The 17882-nt window shown below is 44.1% G+C and carries 20 protein-coding genes; 8 read left to right on the top strand and 12 right to left on the bottom strand.

The window, feature by feature from the left end; translation table 11 throughout:
- Position 1 precedes the first annotated feature (1 nt).
- Entirely contained in the window at positions 2-769 is a 768-nt protein-coding gene (locus tag H5985_RS00435; protein ID WP_205049343.1) for an exodeoxyribonuclease III, read from the bottom strand.
- A 68-nt stretch (positions 770-837) separates the two neighbouring features.
- Here H5985_RS00435 and pyrE point away from each other — a divergent pair, with 68 nt between their 5' ends.
- Positions 838-1515, top strand: coding sequence for an orotate phosphoribosyltransferase (gene pyrE, locus H5985_RS00430; protein WP_205049517.1), 678 nt, complete (start codon positions 838-840; stop codon positions 1513-1515).
- A 56-nt stretch (positions 1516-1571) separates the two neighbouring features.
- On the opposite strand, the gene gatB is transcribed toward pyrE, so the two are convergent.
- Genes gatB through gatC form a run of 3 tightly spaced genes read right to left on the bottom strand, consistent with a single transcriptional unit; the run spans position 1572 to position 4778 of the window.
- On the bottom strand, positions 1572-3017 hold the full coding sequence (gatB, locus tag H5985_RS00425) for an Asp-tRNA(Asn)/Glu-tRNA(Gln) amidotransferase subunit GatB (RefSeq protein ID WP_205049342.1): 1446 nt from the start codon (positions 3015-3017) through the stop codon (positions 1572-1574).
- Between the two features lie 13 nt (positions 3018-3030).
- Positions 3031-4491: an Asp-tRNA(Asn)/Glu-tRNA(Gln) amidotransferase subunit GatA gene (gatA, locus tag H5985_RS00420; RefSeq protein ID WP_205049341.1), complete on the bottom strand. Its 1461-nt coding sequence runs from the start codon at positions 4489-4491 to the stop codon at positions 3031-3033.
- The gene (gene gatC, locus H5985_RS00415; RefSeq protein WP_205049340.1) at positions 4491-4778 is read right to left on the bottom strand and encodes an Asp-tRNA(Asn)/Glu-tRNA(Gln) amidotransferase subunit GatC; all 288 of its coding nucleotides are present in this window, start codon (positions 4776-4778) and stop codon (positions 4491-4493) included. The genes gatA and gatC overlap by 1 nt, the downstream gene beginning before the upstream one ends.
- A gap of 247 nt (positions 4779-5025) precedes the next feature.
- Here gatC and H5985_RS09505 point away from each other — a divergent pair, with 247 nt between their 5' ends.
- The 4 genes from H5985_RS09505 to H5985_RS00395 are packed head-to-tail and all read left to right on the top strand — an operon-like array spanning position 5026 to position 8254.
- Positions 5026-6147 (top strand): septal ring lytic transglycosylase RlpA family protein, encoded by a 1122-nt coding sequence (locus tag H5985_RS09505; protein WP_205049339.1) that lies wholly within the window; start codon positions 5026-5028, stop codon positions 6145-6147.
- Positions 6148-6157: 10 nt separating this feature from the next.
- Entirely contained in the window at positions 6158-7561 is a 1404-nt protein-coding gene (locus tag H5985_RS00405; protein ID WP_205049338.1) for a M20/M25/M40 family metallo-hydrolase, read from the top strand.
- Between the two features lie 2 nt (positions 7562-7563).
- Positions 7564-7818, top strand: a complete 255-nt coding sequence (locus H5985_RS00400; RefSeq protein ID WP_205049337.1) for a hypothetical protein — start codon at positions 7564-7566, stop codon at positions 7816-7818.
- Positions 7819-7828: 10 nt separating this feature from the next.
- Complete coding sequence (locus tag H5985_RS00395; RefSeq protein WP_338124936.1) at positions 7829-8254, top strand: HIT family protein; 426 nt, start codon at positions 7829-7831, stop codon at positions 8252-8254.
- On the opposite strand, the gene H5985_RS00390 is transcribed toward H5985_RS00395, so the two are convergent.
- The 3 genes from H5985_RS00390 to H5985_RS00380 all read right to left on the bottom strand — a co-directional run bounded on the left by H5985_RS00390 (position 8251) and on the right by H5985_RS00380 (position 10576).
- The gene (locus H5985_RS00390) at positions 8251-8991 is read right to left on the bottom strand and encodes an SPOR domain-containing protein (RefSeq protein ID WP_205049336.1); all 741 of its coding nucleotides are present in this window, start codon (positions 8989-8991) and stop codon (positions 8251-8253) included. The two genes, H5985_RS00395 and H5985_RS00390, sit on opposite strands and share 4 nt — an antisense overlap.
- Before the next feature lie 74 nt (positions 8992-9065).
- On the bottom strand, positions 9066-9830 hold the full coding sequence (locus tag H5985_RS00385) for a type III pantothenate kinase (RefSeq protein ID WP_205049335.1): 765 nt from the start codon (positions 9828-9830) through the stop codon (positions 9066-9068).
- Positions 9827-10576, bottom strand: coding sequence for a biotin--[acetyl-CoA-carboxylase] ligase (locus tag H5985_RS00380; protein WP_205049334.1), 750 nt, complete (start codon positions 10574-10576; stop codon positions 9827-9829). Before H5985_RS00380 ends, H5985_RS00385 begins: the two co-directional genes overlap by 4 nt.
- Before the next feature lie 136 nt (positions 10577-10712).
- Here H5985_RS00380 and H5985_RS00375 point away from each other — a divergent pair, with 136 nt between their 5' ends.
- From H5985_RS00375 to menA, 3 genes are read left to right on the top strand one after another with little or no spacing between them, the layout of a single operon-like run.
- Entirely contained in the window at positions 10713-11891 is a 1179-nt protein-coding gene (locus H5985_RS00375) for a D-alanyl-D-alanine carboxypeptidase family protein (protein ID WP_205049333.1), read from the top strand.
- 4 nt (positions 11892-11895) lie between these two features.
- The gene (locus tag H5985_RS00370) at positions 11896-12165 is read left to right on the top strand and encodes a YbeD family protein (RefSeq protein WP_205049332.1); all 270 of its coding nucleotides are present in this window, start codon (positions 11896-11898) and stop codon (positions 12163-12165) included.
- Positions 12165-13091, top strand: coding sequence for a 1,4-dihydroxy-2-naphthoate octaprenyltransferase (gene menA / locus H5985_RS00365; RefSeq protein WP_205049331.1), 927 nt, complete (start codon positions 12165-12167; stop codon positions 13089-13091). The genes H5985_RS00370 and menA overlap by 1 nt, the downstream gene beginning before the upstream one ends.
- A 40-nt stretch (positions 13092-13131) precedes the next feature.
- Here the strand turns inward: menA and H5985_RS00360 are convergent, their stop codons facing one another.
- From H5985_RS00360 to H5985_RS00340, 5 genes are all read right to left on the bottom strand, one after another.
- Positions 13132-14079, bottom strand: a complete 948-nt coding sequence (locus tag H5985_RS00360) for an ABC transporter substrate-binding protein (RefSeq protein ID WP_205049330.1) — start codon at positions 14077-14079, stop codon at positions 13132-13134.
- A gap of 13 nt (positions 14080-14092) precedes the next feature.
- Positions 14093-14803 carry an ABC transporter ATP-binding protein gene (locus H5985_RS00355; RefSeq protein WP_205049329.1) on the bottom strand — a complete coding sequence of 237 codons (711 nt, stop codon included), beginning with the start codon at positions 14801-14803 and terminating at the stop codon, positions 14093-14095.
- Complete coding sequence (locus H5985_RS00350; protein ID WP_338124935.1) at positions 14800-15546, bottom strand: ABC transporter permease; 747 nt, start codon at positions 15544-15546, stop codon at positions 14800-14802. The genes H5985_RS00355 and H5985_RS00350 overlap by 4 nt, the downstream gene beginning before the upstream one ends.
- A 20-nt stretch (positions 15547-15566) precedes the next feature.
- Entirely contained in the window at positions 15567-16271 is a 705-nt protein-coding gene (locus H5985_RS00345) for a BON domain-containing protein (RefSeq protein ID WP_205049328.1), read from the bottom strand.
- Between the two features lie 617 nt (positions 16272-16888).
- Positions 16889-17860: a 5'-nucleotidase gene (locus tag H5985_RS00340; protein WP_205049327.1), complete on the bottom strand. Its 972-nt coding sequence runs from the start codon at positions 17858-17860 to the stop codon at positions 16889-16891.
- Between the last annotated feature and the right edge of the window lie 22 nt (positions 17861-17882).

Below are 17882 nucleotides of genomic sequence, written 5' to 3'. Positions count from 1 at the left end.
TTTAAACCTCATAGTCCACTGTTAACGGAGCATGATCGGAGAATTTTTCTTCACTGTATACAGATGTCCGACAGGCCTTGCTTGCCAATCCGGGCGTTGCGATCTGATAGTCAATACGCCATCCGACATTTTTAGCTCGCGCCTGTCCTCTTTGACTCCACCAAGTATATTGCTCTTTGGTCGGTTCAAGATAACGGAAAACATCAACCCAATCATCAGAAAACAGATCCGTCAGCCATTGTCTTTCTTCAGGCAAAAAGCCAGAGTGTGTCAGATTACCTTTCCAATTTTTCAGGTCTATTTCTTTATGGGCAATATTGATATCACCACAAAAAACAATATCCTTATTCAACGCCTTGATTTCTTTGAGATGCGTTTTAAATACATCTAAAAAGCGAAATTTTGCTTCCTGTCGATCGTCTGAACTGGTTCCTGATGGGAAATACACGGAAATAACCACGTAATCTTCAAATTCTGCCCGGACGTAACGCCCCTCTGCATCAAACTCTTCATTACCGAATCCGATTTGAACCGATTTCGGTTGAACACGGCTGTAAAGTGCTACGCCCGAGTAACCGCGCTTTTGGGCCGTGTGCATATAAAGGTGATAGCCATCTCGGTGCAAAACCTCGTCAGTAAAATCAGACTCCTGTCCTTTGAGTTCCTGCACACATAAAATGTCTGCCTGTTGTTGATCGAACCAAGACCAAAAATTCTTTTTGGCTGCCGAGCGCAACCCATTGGCGTTGAAGGTAATAATGCGCAACATTTGTTTTCTCGTTAAAATTTGTTCTTTGGGTAATTATCCTGAATCATTACGAATTTTGTCGGACTCATATTATGTCTTTACAACACGAATTTATCGAATTTGCTCTGAATACTAACGTATTGCGTTTCGGAGAATTTAAAACCAAAGCAGGCCGTTTATCGCCCTACTTCTTTAATCTGGGTCTTTTTAATACCGGTAAAACTCTCGGCAAATTGGCGGAGTTTTACGCCCAAACACTTCTGAGCGCCCGCCAAGAGGGAAAAATTGAATTTGATATGATCTTCGGACCGGCTTATAAAGGCATTCCTTTGGCCGCTGCCGTTGCAGTCAAATTGGCGGAAATGGGATGCGACATCCCTTATGCCTTTAACCGAAAAGAAGCTAAGGATCATGGTGAAGGCGGCATGATCATCGGCTCTCCGCTCAAAGGTAAGGTTATCGTGATTGACGATGTGATTTCTGCCGGCACCTCCGTGCGTGAATCCGTCAAATTAATTCAAGCCGCAGGCGCGCAAGCCAGCGGGGTTTTAATTGCTTTAGATCGTATGGAAAAAGGCGGCAATGCGGAACAAATGACCGAAGTTTCTGCCGTTCAGGACGTCATCAACACTTTCCATATGCCGGTCATTTCGATTATCAACCTCAAAGATTTGCTTGCCTTTATGGATGAAGATACCCCCAAGGCAAGAGAGGCTCGTGCATACAAAGAGGCCGTCCAAGCATATCGTAATCGTTACGGCGCCTGACGGCCTGGGTTTTCAGGCTTAATGTTCCCCTACCCTCAAAAAGTCGGGGAATTTTTTTAAGCCAACTTCTTTCTGAGCAGCTGATTGACTTGAGCCGGATTAGCTTTTCCTTTACTGGCCTTCATCACTTGTCCGACCAGACCATTCAGAGCTTTTTCTTTGCCGGCACGGAACTCTTCAACATTCTTGGGATTATTGGCGATCACTTCATCGACAATTTTCTCAATCGCTCCGGTATCCGAGATTTGTTTCAAACCTAACTGATCAATCAAGTCATCCACACTGGCGGCATTGCCTTCCAAAATGGCAGCAAAAATCTTCTTTGCCCCTCTGTTGTTAATCGTGTTATCCAAAACACGATTAATCAAAGCAGCTAATTTTTCTGCTGTCACCGGCAAAGTTTCAATGCTCATGTCTTTTTGGTTCAAAGCAGCCGAAACTTCACCCATCACCCAGTTGGCAGCAATCTTCTTATCGCTGACCTTATCGGCAACAGCCAAGTAGTAATCTGCCACTTCCTTAGAAGCTGTCAGAATTGAAGCATCGTATTCCGATAAACCGAAGTCTTTTATCAGACGAGCTCGCATCTGATCGGGCAACTCAGGCATGCTCGAACGAACTTCTTCAAGCCACTGCTCGGAAATATCCAACGGCAAAAGATCGGGATCCGGGAAGTAACGGTAATCCATCGAATCTTCCTTAGATCGCATCTGACGCGTTTCTCCTGTATCAGGATCATATAAACGCGTTGCCTGAACAACTTTTCCGCCGTCTTCAATCAATTCAATCTGACGACGAACTTCATACTCGATGGCCTCTTGCAGGAAACGGAAAGAGTTTAAATTTTTAATTTCACAGCGTGTTCCGAATTCCTTCTGCCCGACAGGGCGAACACTGACGTTGGCATCACAGCGGAAATTACCGTTTTGCATATCCCCATGACTGATACCAAGCCATACGACCAGAGCATGTAAAGTACGTGCGTAAGCGACGGCTTCTTCTGCAGAGCGCAACTCCGGTTCGGTCACAATTTCAAGTAACGGCGTACCTGCACGGTTTAAGTCAATCCCGCTTTGTCCCACTTCCAAACCGTGAACACTCTTGCCGGCATCTTCTTCCAAGTGTGCACGCGTCAGATTCAGTGTTTTCATGTACGGCTCACCCTTTTTGGGCGTCACCATAAAAGAAACCTGACCGCCGATCACGATAGGCCACTCAAACTGACTGATTTGATACCCTTTCGGTAAATCAGGATAGAAATAATTTTTACGGTCAAAAATAGAGCGAGGGGCAACCTTAGCACCAATGGCCAAGCCGAACTTCATGGCCTTTTCCACAGCCCCTTTATTCAACACCGGCAACGTACCGGGTAAAGCCAAGTCCACCACACATGCGTGAGTGTTGGGTTCGGCACCAAAATCAGTTGAAGCCGCTGAAAAAATTTTGGTCTTGGTAGAAAGCTGTACGTGCGTCTCAAGACCGATCACTACTTCCCATTGCATAATTCTTCCCCTATCAGTAACCGGCCGGAATACGCTTATGCCAATCCGTTTCACACTGATAACGATGAGCGATACCTAAAAGCTTAGCTTCATTAAAACGAGCACTCACCAACTGAAAACCGAGAGGCAGACCACTGGAGTGAATACCACAGGGCATGCCGATACCGGGCAGACCCGCCAACGAAACCGGGATGGTATAAAGGTCACTTAAATAGGCCTGAACCGGATTACTCTTTTCTCCGAAATGATAGGCAGGACCGGTTGCTGCCGGACTGATGATGGCGTCAACTTCCTTGCAAACACCATTGAGCTCGTTGGCAATCAAGCGACGAACACGTTGCGCCTTGATGTAATAGGCATCGTAGTAGCCGTGAGAAAGCACATAGGTACCGATCATAATACGACGCTGAGGTTCCGGACCTAAAGCCTCCGAACGACTGCGTTTGATCATGTCCTGAATGTCGCTGTAGTGTTTGGCACGGTAACCGTATCGCACTCCGTCATAGCGGCTCAGGTTGGAGGAAGCTTCGGCACAGGCCACAACGTAGTAAACGGGCACGCCTAAATCAACCGTCGGCAACTCAATGTCAACGATTTTGGCTCCCATTTTCTCGTAAGTCTGAATGGCCTCTTCGATACTGGCAGCAAGCTCCTCGTCCAACCCTTCGGCAAACCACTTACGGGGCACGCCGATTTTCACGCCGTCCATACTCATGCCAAGGCAACGCGTGAAATCTTCCTTGGGTAAATCAACGCAAGTTGAATCTTTCGGGTCAAACTCAATCATTTCATTGAGAACCCAAGCGCAATCCTCAGCAGAGCGAGCCAGAAGCCCCGGAGTATCAAGACTGGAAGCAAAGGCAATAACACCATAACGGCTGGGGCGACCATAAGTCGGCTTTAACCCCGTTACACCGGTAAAGACTGCCGGTTCACGAATAGAGCCGCCGGTATCGGTACCCGTTGCTACCGGCGCCAGGCTGGCTGCCACACAACTTGAGGAGCCACCGGAAGAACCACCCGGTACACAATCTTTGTTCCAAGGATTCAACACATTACCGAAGGCGGAATTTTCGTTTCCGCTCCCCATTGCAAACTCATCACAATTGAGCTTACCCAGGCAAACCATACCGGCACGATCTAAATTTTCGACAACAGTAGCATCAAAGGGACTCATGTAGCCCTCAAGCATCTTACTGGCTGCTGTTGTTGCCCATTGCTTGGTCACAAAAAGGTCCTTATGTGCAATTGGAATACCGGTCAAACGGCCTGCGGTTGCGTTTGCAATGCGCTTATCGGCCTGACGGGCCTGCTCCAATGTCACTTCAGGACGAACATCCAGAAAAGCATTCAGATCTTTGTTTTGCTCAATACGGTCCAGATAGACTTGGGCCAATTCAACTGCCGAGACTTCCTTACGGGCAAGCTTGTCGCTGAGCTCGACGACAGAAGCGTGAAAAAGTTCGTTTGCCATTATTCAATCACCTGCGGAACCAAGAAATGACCCTCTGCTTGTTCAGGGGCATTTTTCATGTTGTTTTCACGATCGTTGACTTCTCGCACAATATCGTCACGCAGACGTTGAGAGCCATCGTGAGGATGAGGCATCGGTTCTACCCCTTCGGTATCCACAGCCTGAATGCGTTCAATCATTTTGAAAATATTGTTCAATTCGCCTTGCATGCGCTCTGCCTCTTGGTCATTGAGTTCAAGGTGACCGAGGTTGGCAATTCGACGAATGTCTTCAAGAGCCAAAGTCATAGATAATTCCAGTATGAACGGGAACGGTCCCGCTCTTGTCATAAAACAAACCACCCTCAGTTCTCAGTAGACCGAATAGATGGCTAACTGGTCAATTTTAATGATTTTCCAACCTTTTTAAATGACTTTGAGTTTCATTTTTCATCCGAATCAACCTTCAAAAAATTAAGGTATCACCGTGTTTCCGGCTTTGCTTTTAAGAAAAACTTGGGCAATAATCAATCCACTATCCTGATTTTCCAAAGTTATGGCTAAGTTTCCACTGTTTACAGGACTGGCAGTTATTGCCTCTGTTCTCGCCTTATCATCCTGTTCAAGCGGGGGTTATTATCAAGACGATGGGCCTCCGTCCGGATTTTTTGCTGATTCAAATTACAGTCATTTGCCTGACGCTGTTCCAAAATATGAAAAACCGCACAGCGGAGCCAACAAACCTTATGTAATCGGTGGAAGGCGTTACGTTCCGGTAACCGGCGACAAACCTATGACTGAAAGAGGAACGGCCTCCTGGTACGGGAAAAAATTTCATGGTCGAAAAACTTCAACCGGTGAAATCTACAATATGTACGCCATGACAGCCGCTCATAAAACCATGGAGTTGCCAAGTTACGCCAAGGTGACCAATCTTAAAAACGGTAAGAGCGTCATTGTCAGAGTCAATGACCGAGGCCCGTTTGTGGACGATCGTATCATCGATCTTTCCTACGCAGCAGCCAGCAAATTAGGTTACGTAAAAAACGGAACCGCTCCCGTGAAGGTCGAGCGTATTCGAATGGCTGATATTAAAAACGGGCGCATTCCTGCCTCTTCCGGCGGATTGATCAAACTTATTGATGACAGCAAAGTCAGTGATAACAGTGCTGACATTGCCGCTATCGCCAGTGTGATCGGTGTTGCAGCCAATGTTGCCAAGACAATAAACCAAAACCAAAGTCAAAACCCGTCGCAACTGCCTCAAAACACTCAAAAATCGATTCAGCCCAACACAATTGTGGTCGAGTCTTCCCCGGCTACCTCTTTCAGACTGGATGATGTTCCCGATGATCTGGCAGGAGCCGTAAACTTAACCGAAGCTGCCAAAAACGAAATGGTCAGCACCGAAGTCGATCTGATCAATACTGATGTTGCCTCCTCTTCTTCGGCCACTCAATGGTGTATTCAACTCGGAGCATTTGGCTCGGAAGCCAATGCTCGAAATTACGCCCAAACGGTTCAGACGCAACTTAATCTGCCGACTGTTATCTACCCGGATGGTAACCTCTACAGGGTGACGGTAGGTCAGTATGCTTCTAAAGACGAAGCTTTACAACAGGCCTCTGCTTTGGGTAATAGACTCGGTAAAAAACTAGTCCCTGTTCAAATTCCTTAGGAAGTTGAAAATGCAATTACAAGAAGTCATCAATCAATTTTGGGAGTCCGAAGCTCAACCGGCTCTCATGCGCTATATCCGTATCCCTGCAAAATCTACAGCCTATGACCGACTCTGGAAAGAACACGGTTTTTTAGATGAGTGTTGTGAGCTCGGACAAGAATGGATCAAGAAGGTTTTACCTCAGGCTCAAACAGAAATCATTCGAGAAGAGGGAAAAACTCCTTGTCTGTTAGTGGATATCCCTGGAACTGTTCAGAATCAATCCGAAACCGTAGTTTTTTACGGTCATTTGGATAAGCAACCGGAAGCCGGCGGTTGGAGAGAAGGCTTGGGACCTTGGACCCCGGTTGTGGAAAACGGAAAATTGTATGGTCGAGGCGCAGCCGATGACGGTTATAGCCTATTTTCAATGATTACTTGCGTGTATGGTTTGAAAGCGCTCAATCTTTCTCATCCTCGCATAGTGGGTATTTTTGAAACTCAGGAAGAGTCCGGCTCCAATGACTTGCCTTATTTCCTAAAGAAACTGAAAGACCGTTTCGGTAAACCTAAATTTTTTATCATTCTCGATAATCATTGCGGTGATTACGAACATGTTTGGTTGAGTACGTCTGTACGCGGCGTCATTTCAGGCACATTACGGGTACAAAGTATGCATTACGGCGTACATTCGGGAACGTACTCAGGTATGGTTCCTGATCCCTTTGCGATTGCTCAGGCTCTTGTTGCCCGCTTGCATGATCCGATCTCAGGGTTTGTGAAAATTTCGTCCTGTTATGCCGATATTCCCCAACGACGTATTGACCAGCTCAAAAGAGCAGCCGATGTCTTAGGGGATTTAGTTTGGAATCATGCACCTTTGTTGCCAGGTGTCCATACAAAATGCACTACAAACCATGAAATTTTAGTTCAGGAAACCTGGAAACCGGCTCTTACCATCACGGGCATGGACGGATTACCCAGAATTGAAGATGCCGGTAACGTCATTCAAAGCTCTGTCGCCCTCCGAGTTTCCATGAGATTACCCCCGGACATTGACTTCTCGGCAGCTGAAAAAGATATTGCTCATGCGCTGACCCGCAATATTCCTTATGGTTGCCAAGTCACCTGGCAATATCCGGAAAATCACCCTGGATGGACAGCAAAAGATAACGCCAAGGAAGTCGAAAACCAATTTAATGAATCGGCCCGAGCTATTTTCGGCAAGGAAGCCGTATTCCTGGGACAGGGCGGCTCCATTCCCATTATCAATACTTTTGAAGAGCTGTTCCCTGAAGGAGCCTTTGTTTTAACCGGCGTATTAGGTCCTCAATCAAACGCTCACGCTCCCAACGAGTCTCTCGATATTGAATATACGAAGAAGTTGACCGCCGTGATGGCCGATGCCATTCATCGCAGTTGTGGAGAATAGTTATGAGACGGGATGTGGTCACTGAGGTGATCGTGGATTACGGAGATTTTGTTGAAAACTTCGCAACCGTTTTAGAGGCAAAAGACTATATCAACAGTAATTTAGATGAACTGGATTGGCCTGTGGCGGTTTGGCTTGAAGATTCGAGCGGACGAAAAAAATGGGATTACCGTCTGGTCGATGATGGAGCTGGCGGTGTGGAACTGATTGAGGGAGACACTATTCAATCCGGCTCTTACTATCGGCCTATCCACTAAGGAGATTATCGTGAACTGCGTTTTATGTCATCCTGAAAACGAGAACGTTATTTGGAAAAATGAAAAACTGCGGGTCATTCAAGTTCATGATCATAACTTTCCGGGTTATTTCCGTGTGATATGGAATGAACATGTGGCTGAGATGTCCGATCTGTCTGAAAAAGATCAGCAATTACTTCTGTGGGTCTTATTGATAGTTGAAAAGGTCGTTCGTGAACAAATGAAACCCGACAAAATGAACTGGGCACAGTTCGGCAACATGGTTCCCCACTTACACTGGCATCTCATTGCTCGATATCAGGATGATTCCCATTTTCCCGAATCAATTTGGGGGCCTAAACAGCGTGAGGTCTCCGATAGCAGATTGCAACAACTGCACACACTGGCACAGCACACCGCGGAGCAATTGGCTGTAGTGTTGCAAGGACTATCCTAAAACTCGCAGGATTGAAGGGTTTGTCGGTTTTCACTGCAAACCCTTCTTAAAGCTTGAACCTGCGAATCGGTTAATGAGGAAAAAATCAGGTTTACTTGTTCAGTCGGTTGTCCGATCATTCGTGTGACACGTAAGTCACTCATATTCAGGCGGGCTTTAGCTTGCTCAAAAAAAAACTGAGCCTGCTCTTCATTAGAAAACTCTCCCAGTTGCACGGCGTTGAGCAAAGGTCCCTTGGTAATTACCGAAGCATTCTGGAAACCCTTTTTTTTCATCTGTTGGGCCAAAGCCTGAGCACCTTTTTGTGTCGAAGTCGGAATAATAAATACGACAAAAGAATCCGCCGACAAAATAGACTCCACCCGAACAGCTTCTAATAACCCGGCCCGCTCTATCGAACGATTTATCGATGGTAATTTTGCTGTAGAAACAGGTCCGACCTTAAAGCAAAATGATTGCGGTTCAGTTCTTAAGTCGACGTTCTCCTGATTAGGAATCGGAATGGGCGGTACAGATGAGCGAGCAGCTTTTTCTTGCTCCTGTTGCTTTTGCTGTTGTTCCAACAAAGCCTGTCGAAGTTGTTCTTGCCTTTGAAATTTTTGCTCCGATAAGGCTTTTTCACGAGCAATATATTGATTCACATCGTGAATCGGGACAATATTTTTCATAGCCGAAGGAAAAACTTCCGGCTGTTTATGAGAAACACCCCCTGAGCTTAAAGACGCTTCATCGGACATGTCCAACCATTTTTCAAATGCATCCCAGCCATAAATGCCGGCACAAATTAAACACAAAATAATTGCAAAATTTCTCATGCCAGCATCTCGCTTTCCGCCCGCAAAGCCAAACCCCTCAAAACCAAATTGTGTTTGACGATACTTTTAGGAAATTCTTTTTTTAAATAAGGGGCAAAACGGCTTGCCGCTCCACCGGCCAGTACCAGAGTGGGTTCAAAACCATGTGACTGCATCACCCGCATCCCTCTTTCTATCAAACCTAATTGTGAATCAACAATTCCGGTCACGATTGCAGTCATGGTATCGGTTGGAAAATCTTCATAATCACCATCGGCTTTAGGCAATGTCGCCGTCCCCGTCACCAAACTGTCCCGCATCAAGACTACACCGGGCGCAATGCGTCCGCCTGCAAAAATCATCTTCCCGTCTTTCGGAAAAACGCAATCAACAGTCGTTGCGGTCCCTACATGAACAACTAACAGAGGTTGAGAAGGTAAAAAACTGATGGCTCCAATAGCGGCATGCCAACGGTCAGACCCCAATTGCACAGGCGTTTTATAAGAATTCACTAGGGAAAATGGACCGTTAAAACAATCTTGGGCTTTTAACCAAGTCACTTTTATTCCGAAAGACTCGATCAGTCTGGTTACCGACAGCGTTAAATCTCTGGAAGTCACGTAACAGCCGTAAACGTGTGCAAAGGGTTTTTCTTTCAACGCATTGCGTAATTTTTCAAAAAAGTGATGAGACCCCCCATGCACAATGGTATGAGGGGATTCGGGATCATCCGAAGTTGCCCATTTCAGCGCAGTATTTCCTAAATCAATTAATAAATTCATTTCTTTAATCGAAGACTGATGGTTCCGGAAATCAATGTCTTTATCCCGTTATCGCTGCGGACTAAAAGATGTCCCTTTGAATCAATTCCCACCAAAGTAGCCTCATAGGGGGCTTCTTCTTCCTCAAAAATCAAAACCACTTGATTTTTATAAGCCATAATTTTATCCCAGAGTGCCACTGTCGGTCCTAAGCCGCAATTGTTCACTTCACGGACAGATTCCAATATGCCATCGACCAAAATAGATAACCAGTATTGGGCATCAAAATCCATTGTAGGCAACCCAACGTCTGACAAACTTGCATGACCATAGTCAGAGGAACAATTTTGTGTTTTTAAGTTAAAACCTATCCCGATCACTAATGAGTACTGATGATTCGGTCCCTTAGCACTTTCGACCAGAATACCGGCTAATTTTTTCCCGTTTAGCAAAATGTCATTGGGCCATTTAACTTCAGCGTTGATTCCTCTTTTTCTTAAAGCCAGCACGACATGAGCGCCAATAGCCAAGGTAATACCTGACATTATTTGAAGATTATTTCCGATCGGAATCGCCACGGAAAACATCAGGCAATCTACATTCCCGCTCCAGGTTCGTCCTCTCGTCCCTCTGCCTTGAGTTTGTCGGAGGGCTCTCAGAACCACTGTGTGAGAAAGCCCTTCTTTTCTGATTCTCTCTAAAAGATCAGAATTGGTGGACCCGGTTTCACTGACACACTCGTATGAAATGGGATCTGAAATAGTCATATTTTTCCTGCTCTCTCAAATTTTCTGAAAAATTCTACAAAGAGTCGTAACTTTTTTTAAAAAAGCCTTTAAAATTATTCGCTTACTCTAGAATGAAGTCTGCTTTTTCTGATAAGCCCTTATGATATTGCACAGAATGATAAAACAGCTGCTGATTTTACTTTGTATTGCGTTTGGTTTTATAAACACTGCCTCCGCAGCTTCATCTCCACAACTTCAATCCCAATCATGGATTCTTGTTGATCGGTTAACCAACACGACACTTGCCAACAAAAATGCGGACACTCGCCTTAATCCCGGCAACAGCGTTTTGTTGATGGTGCTCTACACAGCCGAAAAAGCTATTGCAGACAAAGTGATTGACAGAGGAACATCCGTCACTGTCAACAATGATGCTTTATCTATCCCTCCACTTAACGCAGCAAGATTTTATCTTGAACCTAATCAAAAAGTTCGAGTAGAAGATTTGCAAAAAGCTATCGCCGTGATGGGAGCTAATGACGCTGCAGTTGCGCTTGCAGAAGGTACCTATAAAACTATTGATCAATTTGTCGCAAAAATGAATGAAAATGCCAAAAATCTTGGCATGAACAATACTCATTACGTCTCTTTGATCGGCACTCAAGACAAAAATCAGTACACAACCGCTCGTGACACACTGATTTTGGCTAATGCGTTATTAAACGATTGTCCTCAATTAAATGAGATGTGGACCATTCAAACCATCAACAATGGCGTGCTGGATCACAATAACAGCAATATATTTTTGTGGCGTACAGATTCTATAAGAGGATTACACCGTTCCAATTTTCAAATGAAAAATTGGAATAGTGTCATTTATTATTCCCGTGACTATCTCGAAGCCGACACTCGTTTTTCCAGAGAACTGTTAGCTGTTGTCATGAATGCTGAAACATCCCGGCAAAATACTGATGACACCATGAAATTAGTGAATTGGGGAGCAGATAATTACAAAACTTTATTACTTTATCCGGCCTGGGAGACGATTGACCGAATCCCTGTAGAACTGACCGATGACGGAAAAGTTCGAGTAGGCGTCAGAGAAAATGTCTATGTCACTTTACCGCGAGATGCTATTTTGCAAAAGGGTATTAAGGGATTTTCAGCCAAGGTGACTCGATTGGATCCTTTGGTTGCCCCCATTAAAGAGGGGGAAAAAATTGGTGAGATAACCATTTCTTTTAATGAAAAAGTCGTTGCCAAGAGTGAATTGGTTGCATTGCATGATGTTCAGAAATCCAACTTCTGGCGCCGTCAATTTCAACGTCTCAAAGCTATCTTCGGAATACAATAACGATATGACAAATCAAGAAAAAGAATTACTGCAGTTTCCTTGTGATTTCCCCATCAAAGTAATGGGATTTTCAGACCCGGAGTTTGCTAAAACCGTCGGTGAACTCGTTAAAGAGTTCGACCCGCTTTTTAATCCTGAAACCATTGCCAGGCGACCGAGTAAGCAAGGTCGATACGAAGCATTACACGTTGTTGTACACGCTACCAGTCGGGAGCAACTGGACTCGATTTATATGGCTTTAACGCATCATCCGATGGTCAAGGTTGTACTGTAATGAATCCGGAAAATGTAGCTGCGCATTCTGTCGGTGCCTGGTTGCTGGCTATTCGTCCAAAGACTTTTGGGGTCGCTGTTGCCCCTGTTCTTGCTTCGTTGGCGGTTTGTTTGTCCGATACCGGCTTTATTGCCCCCGTCACTGCCATTTTGACCGGCTTGTTAGCGATTGTTATGCAAGCCATTACCAATATGGAAAATGATGCCGGTTACACTAAAAGAAAAGCCGAGCGATCTAACCGAAAGGGGTTGCCTCGTGCAACATCCTTAGGTTTACTGAGCATAAAAGAAGTTGAGCTAGGCATTCGTGTTGCTGCGGTTATCGGAATAGCCATAACTCTTTACTTCATCTATCTCACACACTGGTTTTTTCTATTCATTACCTTAGCTTCTATTGCAGCCGCTTATCTCTACATGGGAGGACCTAGACCTATTGCCTACTCCCCCTATGGCGAAATAGTGGTCTTTATTTTCTTCGGATTAGTTGCTACATCCGGTACATATTATCTTCAGGTGCAGGATATTTCAGTCAATATTTTGATTGTCGGTTGTGCTCTAGGTCTAATTGCTGCGGCTGTTTTATGCGTCAATAATTTCAGGGACCGTGAACACGATGAATCAATAAAGCGCTATACCATGGCTGTTGTATTGGGAAGGTCTCTGACAATCGCTGCGTATCGGCTTATGCTCTTTACGCCCTACGCCCTTATTCTTTGTATTGTGGTCATGGATTGGACACGATACCCCTATTTACTGGTCTTTATTACCCTAATAAAAGCCTGGAAATTGCCGTTGGATTTAACGACAAAAAGTGGTTACGAACTGAATTCCACTCTGTTTGCAACCGTAAAACTAGAGGTTCTCTTTGCGCTGACACTGACAATAGGCGCTCTAATTCATGCTTATATGATTTGGTTCAGCAAATAAATATACATCGAAGCATAAGCTTCGATGTACATAACACAAACTATTGACGAGCAATCGGCAATACCAATTGATCAGTATTGACCTTATTTTGCATCATATCGTTTTCAAGCAAGAAAGCCTGATCGGACTTTAAGCTTTGCAAATCTTCATCGGTGATGACATCGAAATAATGACTCCACTTAGCCAACTTGTCTGCATCCTGCAAGCTCACACCCGCTTCTTTTGCACCCATTGCGATGGCTTGATCATAGTTTTCGTAAATCCATTTGGTTGTTTGACGATGGACCTTAACGATTCTTTCCAATAAAGCTGAATTTTCTTTGGCAAATTTTTCACTGACAGCCATGACCAATAACGGATTAACTAAACCGTCAGCCGTAACCACTGTTTTAGCACCAGCTTGATTGGACTTAATAATTAAAGAAGCAGCCAGCAGTGCAGCATCAACATGTTTACCCATTAAAGCAGCATAGGCTTTGCTGGGATCCATCTGAATAAATTCGACATCATTGATGCTCATGCCTTTTGACTTTAAAGCTGCCACTAAGACTTGGTGCAAGACCGTGCCTTTAGGACCGGCAACCTTTTTGCCCTTTAAGTCCTCAATCTTCATCTGCTGTCCGGCTTTCCCGACAACCGCAAATACTTGAGTCGGACGGGCCACCCCGGTAGCCACCAAAACTTTATTTCCGGCTCCGTTGGCCATTAACAAAGAAGCCGTATTCATCACTGCGCTGACATCCAATGACCCTGCAGCCATGGCCTGAGCTTGTTGAGCGCCGGAATTAATCGATACCCAATTGATCTTAATACCGTCTTTTTGAAATTCCTTCTCCAAAGACTGATGCTGTTTCATCACAATGTTTTGAAGGTTGAAAGGATCTTTCACATAGGCAATATTGATCTGGTCCGGTGCAGCCTCTACTGCACTCATGAGCGATCCTGTTAAGACCATAGCGCTAACCATGAGTAATTTTTTCAATTTCATCTTGAACCTCTTATCAAGAGTTTGTTAATAAATTCAATACGTTCGCAGCATATTGGATAACATGCAAATCCGTGACAGCTCTGGGATGAGGCAAATCTACAGACAATGCATCCAAAATTTTTGTATTACCCAAGACCAATACTTGATCAGCCAAACGAACAGCCTCGTTCACTTCGTGAGTAATTAAAACAACGGTCATCTTTTTTGTTTGCTGTATCTTCTCAAAATCCATTTGAATTTGAGCTCGAGTAATCGCATCGAGAGCCCCAAAAGGTTCATCCATTAATAATATATCGGGAGATTGAACCAAAGCACGGGCTAAAGCTGCCCTTTGGGCCATACCGCCGGAAAGTTCAGATGGATAATAGGATTCTGTATGGCTTAACCCCACCAGTTCCAACACTTCTCTGACAATACGCTTTTGATATTCAATCGATTCATTGCGAATAGGAAGAGCAACATTTTCAAAAACGGTTTTCCAAGGCAGCAATCTCGGATCTTGAAAAACCATCCCAAGTTGATGCGAGGACTGCGTTGTGATGATCCCCTCATTGGGTTGAAGCAAACCAGCAATCAGACGTATCAAAGTGCTTTTACCGCAACCGCTTTTGCCTATGATCGCCAGTACTTTTTGCTCTTTAATCTCAAGGGAGAAATTATTCAATATCCAATTGTCATGTCCGGGATAACGAAAACTGACATTGCGTAAACTCACCGCGCTCATTTCACACTCCACGGCGCAACTTTTCGAATTGCTCTTTGAAAAAGCGTATCACCGATTATCCCTAAAACAGCAATCATTAAAATACCCACAAAAACCTGGTCCGTTCGAGCCATCTCAGAAGCATCCGAAATCAAATATCCGAGACCGGAAGACGCGGCAATTAACTCTGCACTGACCAAGGCACGCCAGCTATAACCGAAGCCCAGGCGTAAGCCGGTAAATACAGCCGGTAAAGCACCTGGAAATTCTATGTGACGAATTTTTTCAAAAGTATTCAGATTGAGTGTTTTAGCCAATTCACCGTAGCGGTAGTCCAATTGCTTGAAACCACTGTAAGCATTGAGGTAAATCGGAAAAAAACTGGCCAACAGCACAATCGTCAACTTAGCCAACTCCCCTATTCCGAGCCATAAAATCAACAAAGGAATTAATGACAAGGGGGGAATCATCCGCAAACTTTCTAAAACTAAACGCGATTGAACATGAAGAGATTCATATTTTGCAAAAAAATAACCCATCGGCAGAGCAAAACAGGCAGCCGCTAAATATCCACCGAAAGCTCTTCCTAGACTAGCCCCTACATGATCAAATAATGTTCCATCCTTGACGAGCTCAATAAATGCCGAATAGACACTGCCTGGACTAGGCAATAAATAGGGATTAACCCAGGAAAAGGCCGAAGCTAATCCCCAAAGCACGAAAAGTGCCACAGGCATCCAAATACTTAAAACAATTGAACGCACGAGCTCTTCCGAATAAAAAATTACTGTAACCGAACTTCAGTCGAGGAGGTTGAAGACTCGTCAACAATATTATTGGAAGTGGTGTAGCTCGGAGTTGGTTCTTTTTGCTGAGAAATTAACTTCAGGCGCTCCTTAACCTCACGATCGGTCAAAATATCAAACACAGTGACAACCGACTTAACCCCCGAGACGCGGGAGGCAATATCGGCCGCTTTCTGTGCCTCTTCCTGAGTGACCAATCCCATCAAATAGACAATTCCACGGTCAACCGTAACCTTCATTTGATTTAAGGAGACACCGGAGGTCGCCACCAACTGAGTTCTTACTTTTCCAGCTAATGTTGAATCTGACATTCGCTGCCCCACAGAACTCACCGGTCCCACCATCAATTCATTAACAACAGCACTTACTTCAAGACTATTTTGTGCCACTCTTTGAGCTGTTAACTTATCACTTTCCGTACCGACTTCACCTGTTAACAAAATTCGGCGATTATAGGACGTGACCGTCAAATGCAAATTATTCGGAATAGCCTGGCTGATTTCGTAGTGAATTCTTTTTTCCATTACTTCATCGGCCATTTGCGCACCGGTTGTCCGGCGGTCTGTGGTAACAAAAGCCGTAGTTCCGACGGCCCCGCCTATTAATACCGGCACACATCCGCTTAAGGCGGTAACGCCTAATGCAAGCGCTGAAAAGGATAAAACTAAAGATCGAATACGCATAATGATTAGCCCCAAAATTGGTTTGTTTTCAGTATAGCCCATTAAAAGTATGTGTAGTGTGTCAAACCCATGTGCATAAGTTGAGAATAAAAATGTGAATAGTGTATTGAAATTGTGGATAAGTGAGAGAAAGGAAAATTTTCTAAAAAGTTATCCACAACATTCAACAGACAATCCTATCTCTTTTAACATAAAAATCAAGATAAATATTAACAAGCTAACTATATGAAATATAAATAGAAATGGTATTTATCAACAAAAAATCCCTTTCTTATTATTACGATTATTAATTTAATATAAAAAGAATAATTCAATAATCTCTTTTTAACGCCTCATAACATAAACACACTAAACTACTACCTCATTTCATCGAATCTATTGTCAATTAAATTGTGGATAACTTTGTGAATTAATCGGAATAAGTTCTGTAAGTATTTGTTATTCCAATATAAAAACAATAACCCTCATAATTCTGATAGTTGTTTTTAACTTATTGATTTATAAAGTTTTTTTAAATGGACAAATAAAACTCAAAATACTGATTATTAAATATGAAACCCCTGAATTTACAGGGGTTTCAAGCGGTTTAAATCGGTGGATAACTTTGTGGATAAAGTCTACCTCTGAATATCAGTTGTCTGCATCAGAGTTTTAACGGAATTCTCTCGAGTAACGCCGAAGGGAATCAAAACACTTGGAACAGCGTGAGCTGCAGATTGCAAGTGTTGAATTTGATCATCAAAGAAAATATGCGGTTTGAGTTGTTCAAGAACAAACTGCTTTGGCATCCCATCCATTAAAAAGAGTTCGGCGGCATTCATCCCCCAACTCTTTAACGTAGTAATCAATCTTTCTTCACTCGGAGCCCCTCTGGAGGTAACAATGGAAATTCGAATAACCGGTTGATAATACGGATCCTCTTTCCCTCGTCTTTGCATATCCAACTGTTGGAAATAAGCCAGTTTTTTAAATAATTCTGTTAAAGGACCAGCATTGTGCGGAGAATCGACATGCTTGTTTTCATAATCTTGAAAACCTTCCAGCCCGGACTCTTTGTATTGTTTTTCACTGTCATCATCAATCACCACTCCGTCAAAGTCAAAGGCGATTCTCAACCCCTTATCTTTTTGGTCATCAAGTGCTTTCGAGGGAAGCACCAGGCCGGCCGGATACCCCTTTTGTGTGGCTTCGATGACGCTTTTACTGTTTGCACTTAAGAAGAGTGAGGCCCCGTATGCTTTCATGTACGGAAAAGTCGGTTGGCCTGAAGTAAAGGCTCCACCACGAATGGGCAGTTTGTAGTACTTGCAGGAATTAAAAAAACGCTGGCCTGATTCAGGACTGTTTCTAGATAAGACAATTACTCGAAAAGGTTCTTTATCTTTCGGAAAGTATTCATTCAAACTCAAGAGGCGACGGACAAACGGAAAGGCTACACCAGGATTGAGCGGTGTCCGAGCGTGCTTAACCTGATACTCTCGGTAAGCTTCGATCCCTTGATCTTCAAAAATTTTATGTTCGGCTTCAAGATCAAATAAAGCTCGGCTAGAGACTGCTACCACTAATTTTTCATGTGAACTGTCAGGCATTGTCTTGTCCTTTAAAAAACGG

The sequence above is a fragment of the Parasutterella secunda genome (assembly GCF_016901835.1).
Lineage (GTDB): Bacteria > Pseudomonadota > Gammaproteobacteria > Burkholderiales > Burkholderiaceae_F > Aphodousia > Aphodousia faecavium.
The sequence above is the reverse complement of the archived record's forward strand: the minus strand, read 5'-3'. Positions and strand labels throughout refer to the sequence as shown.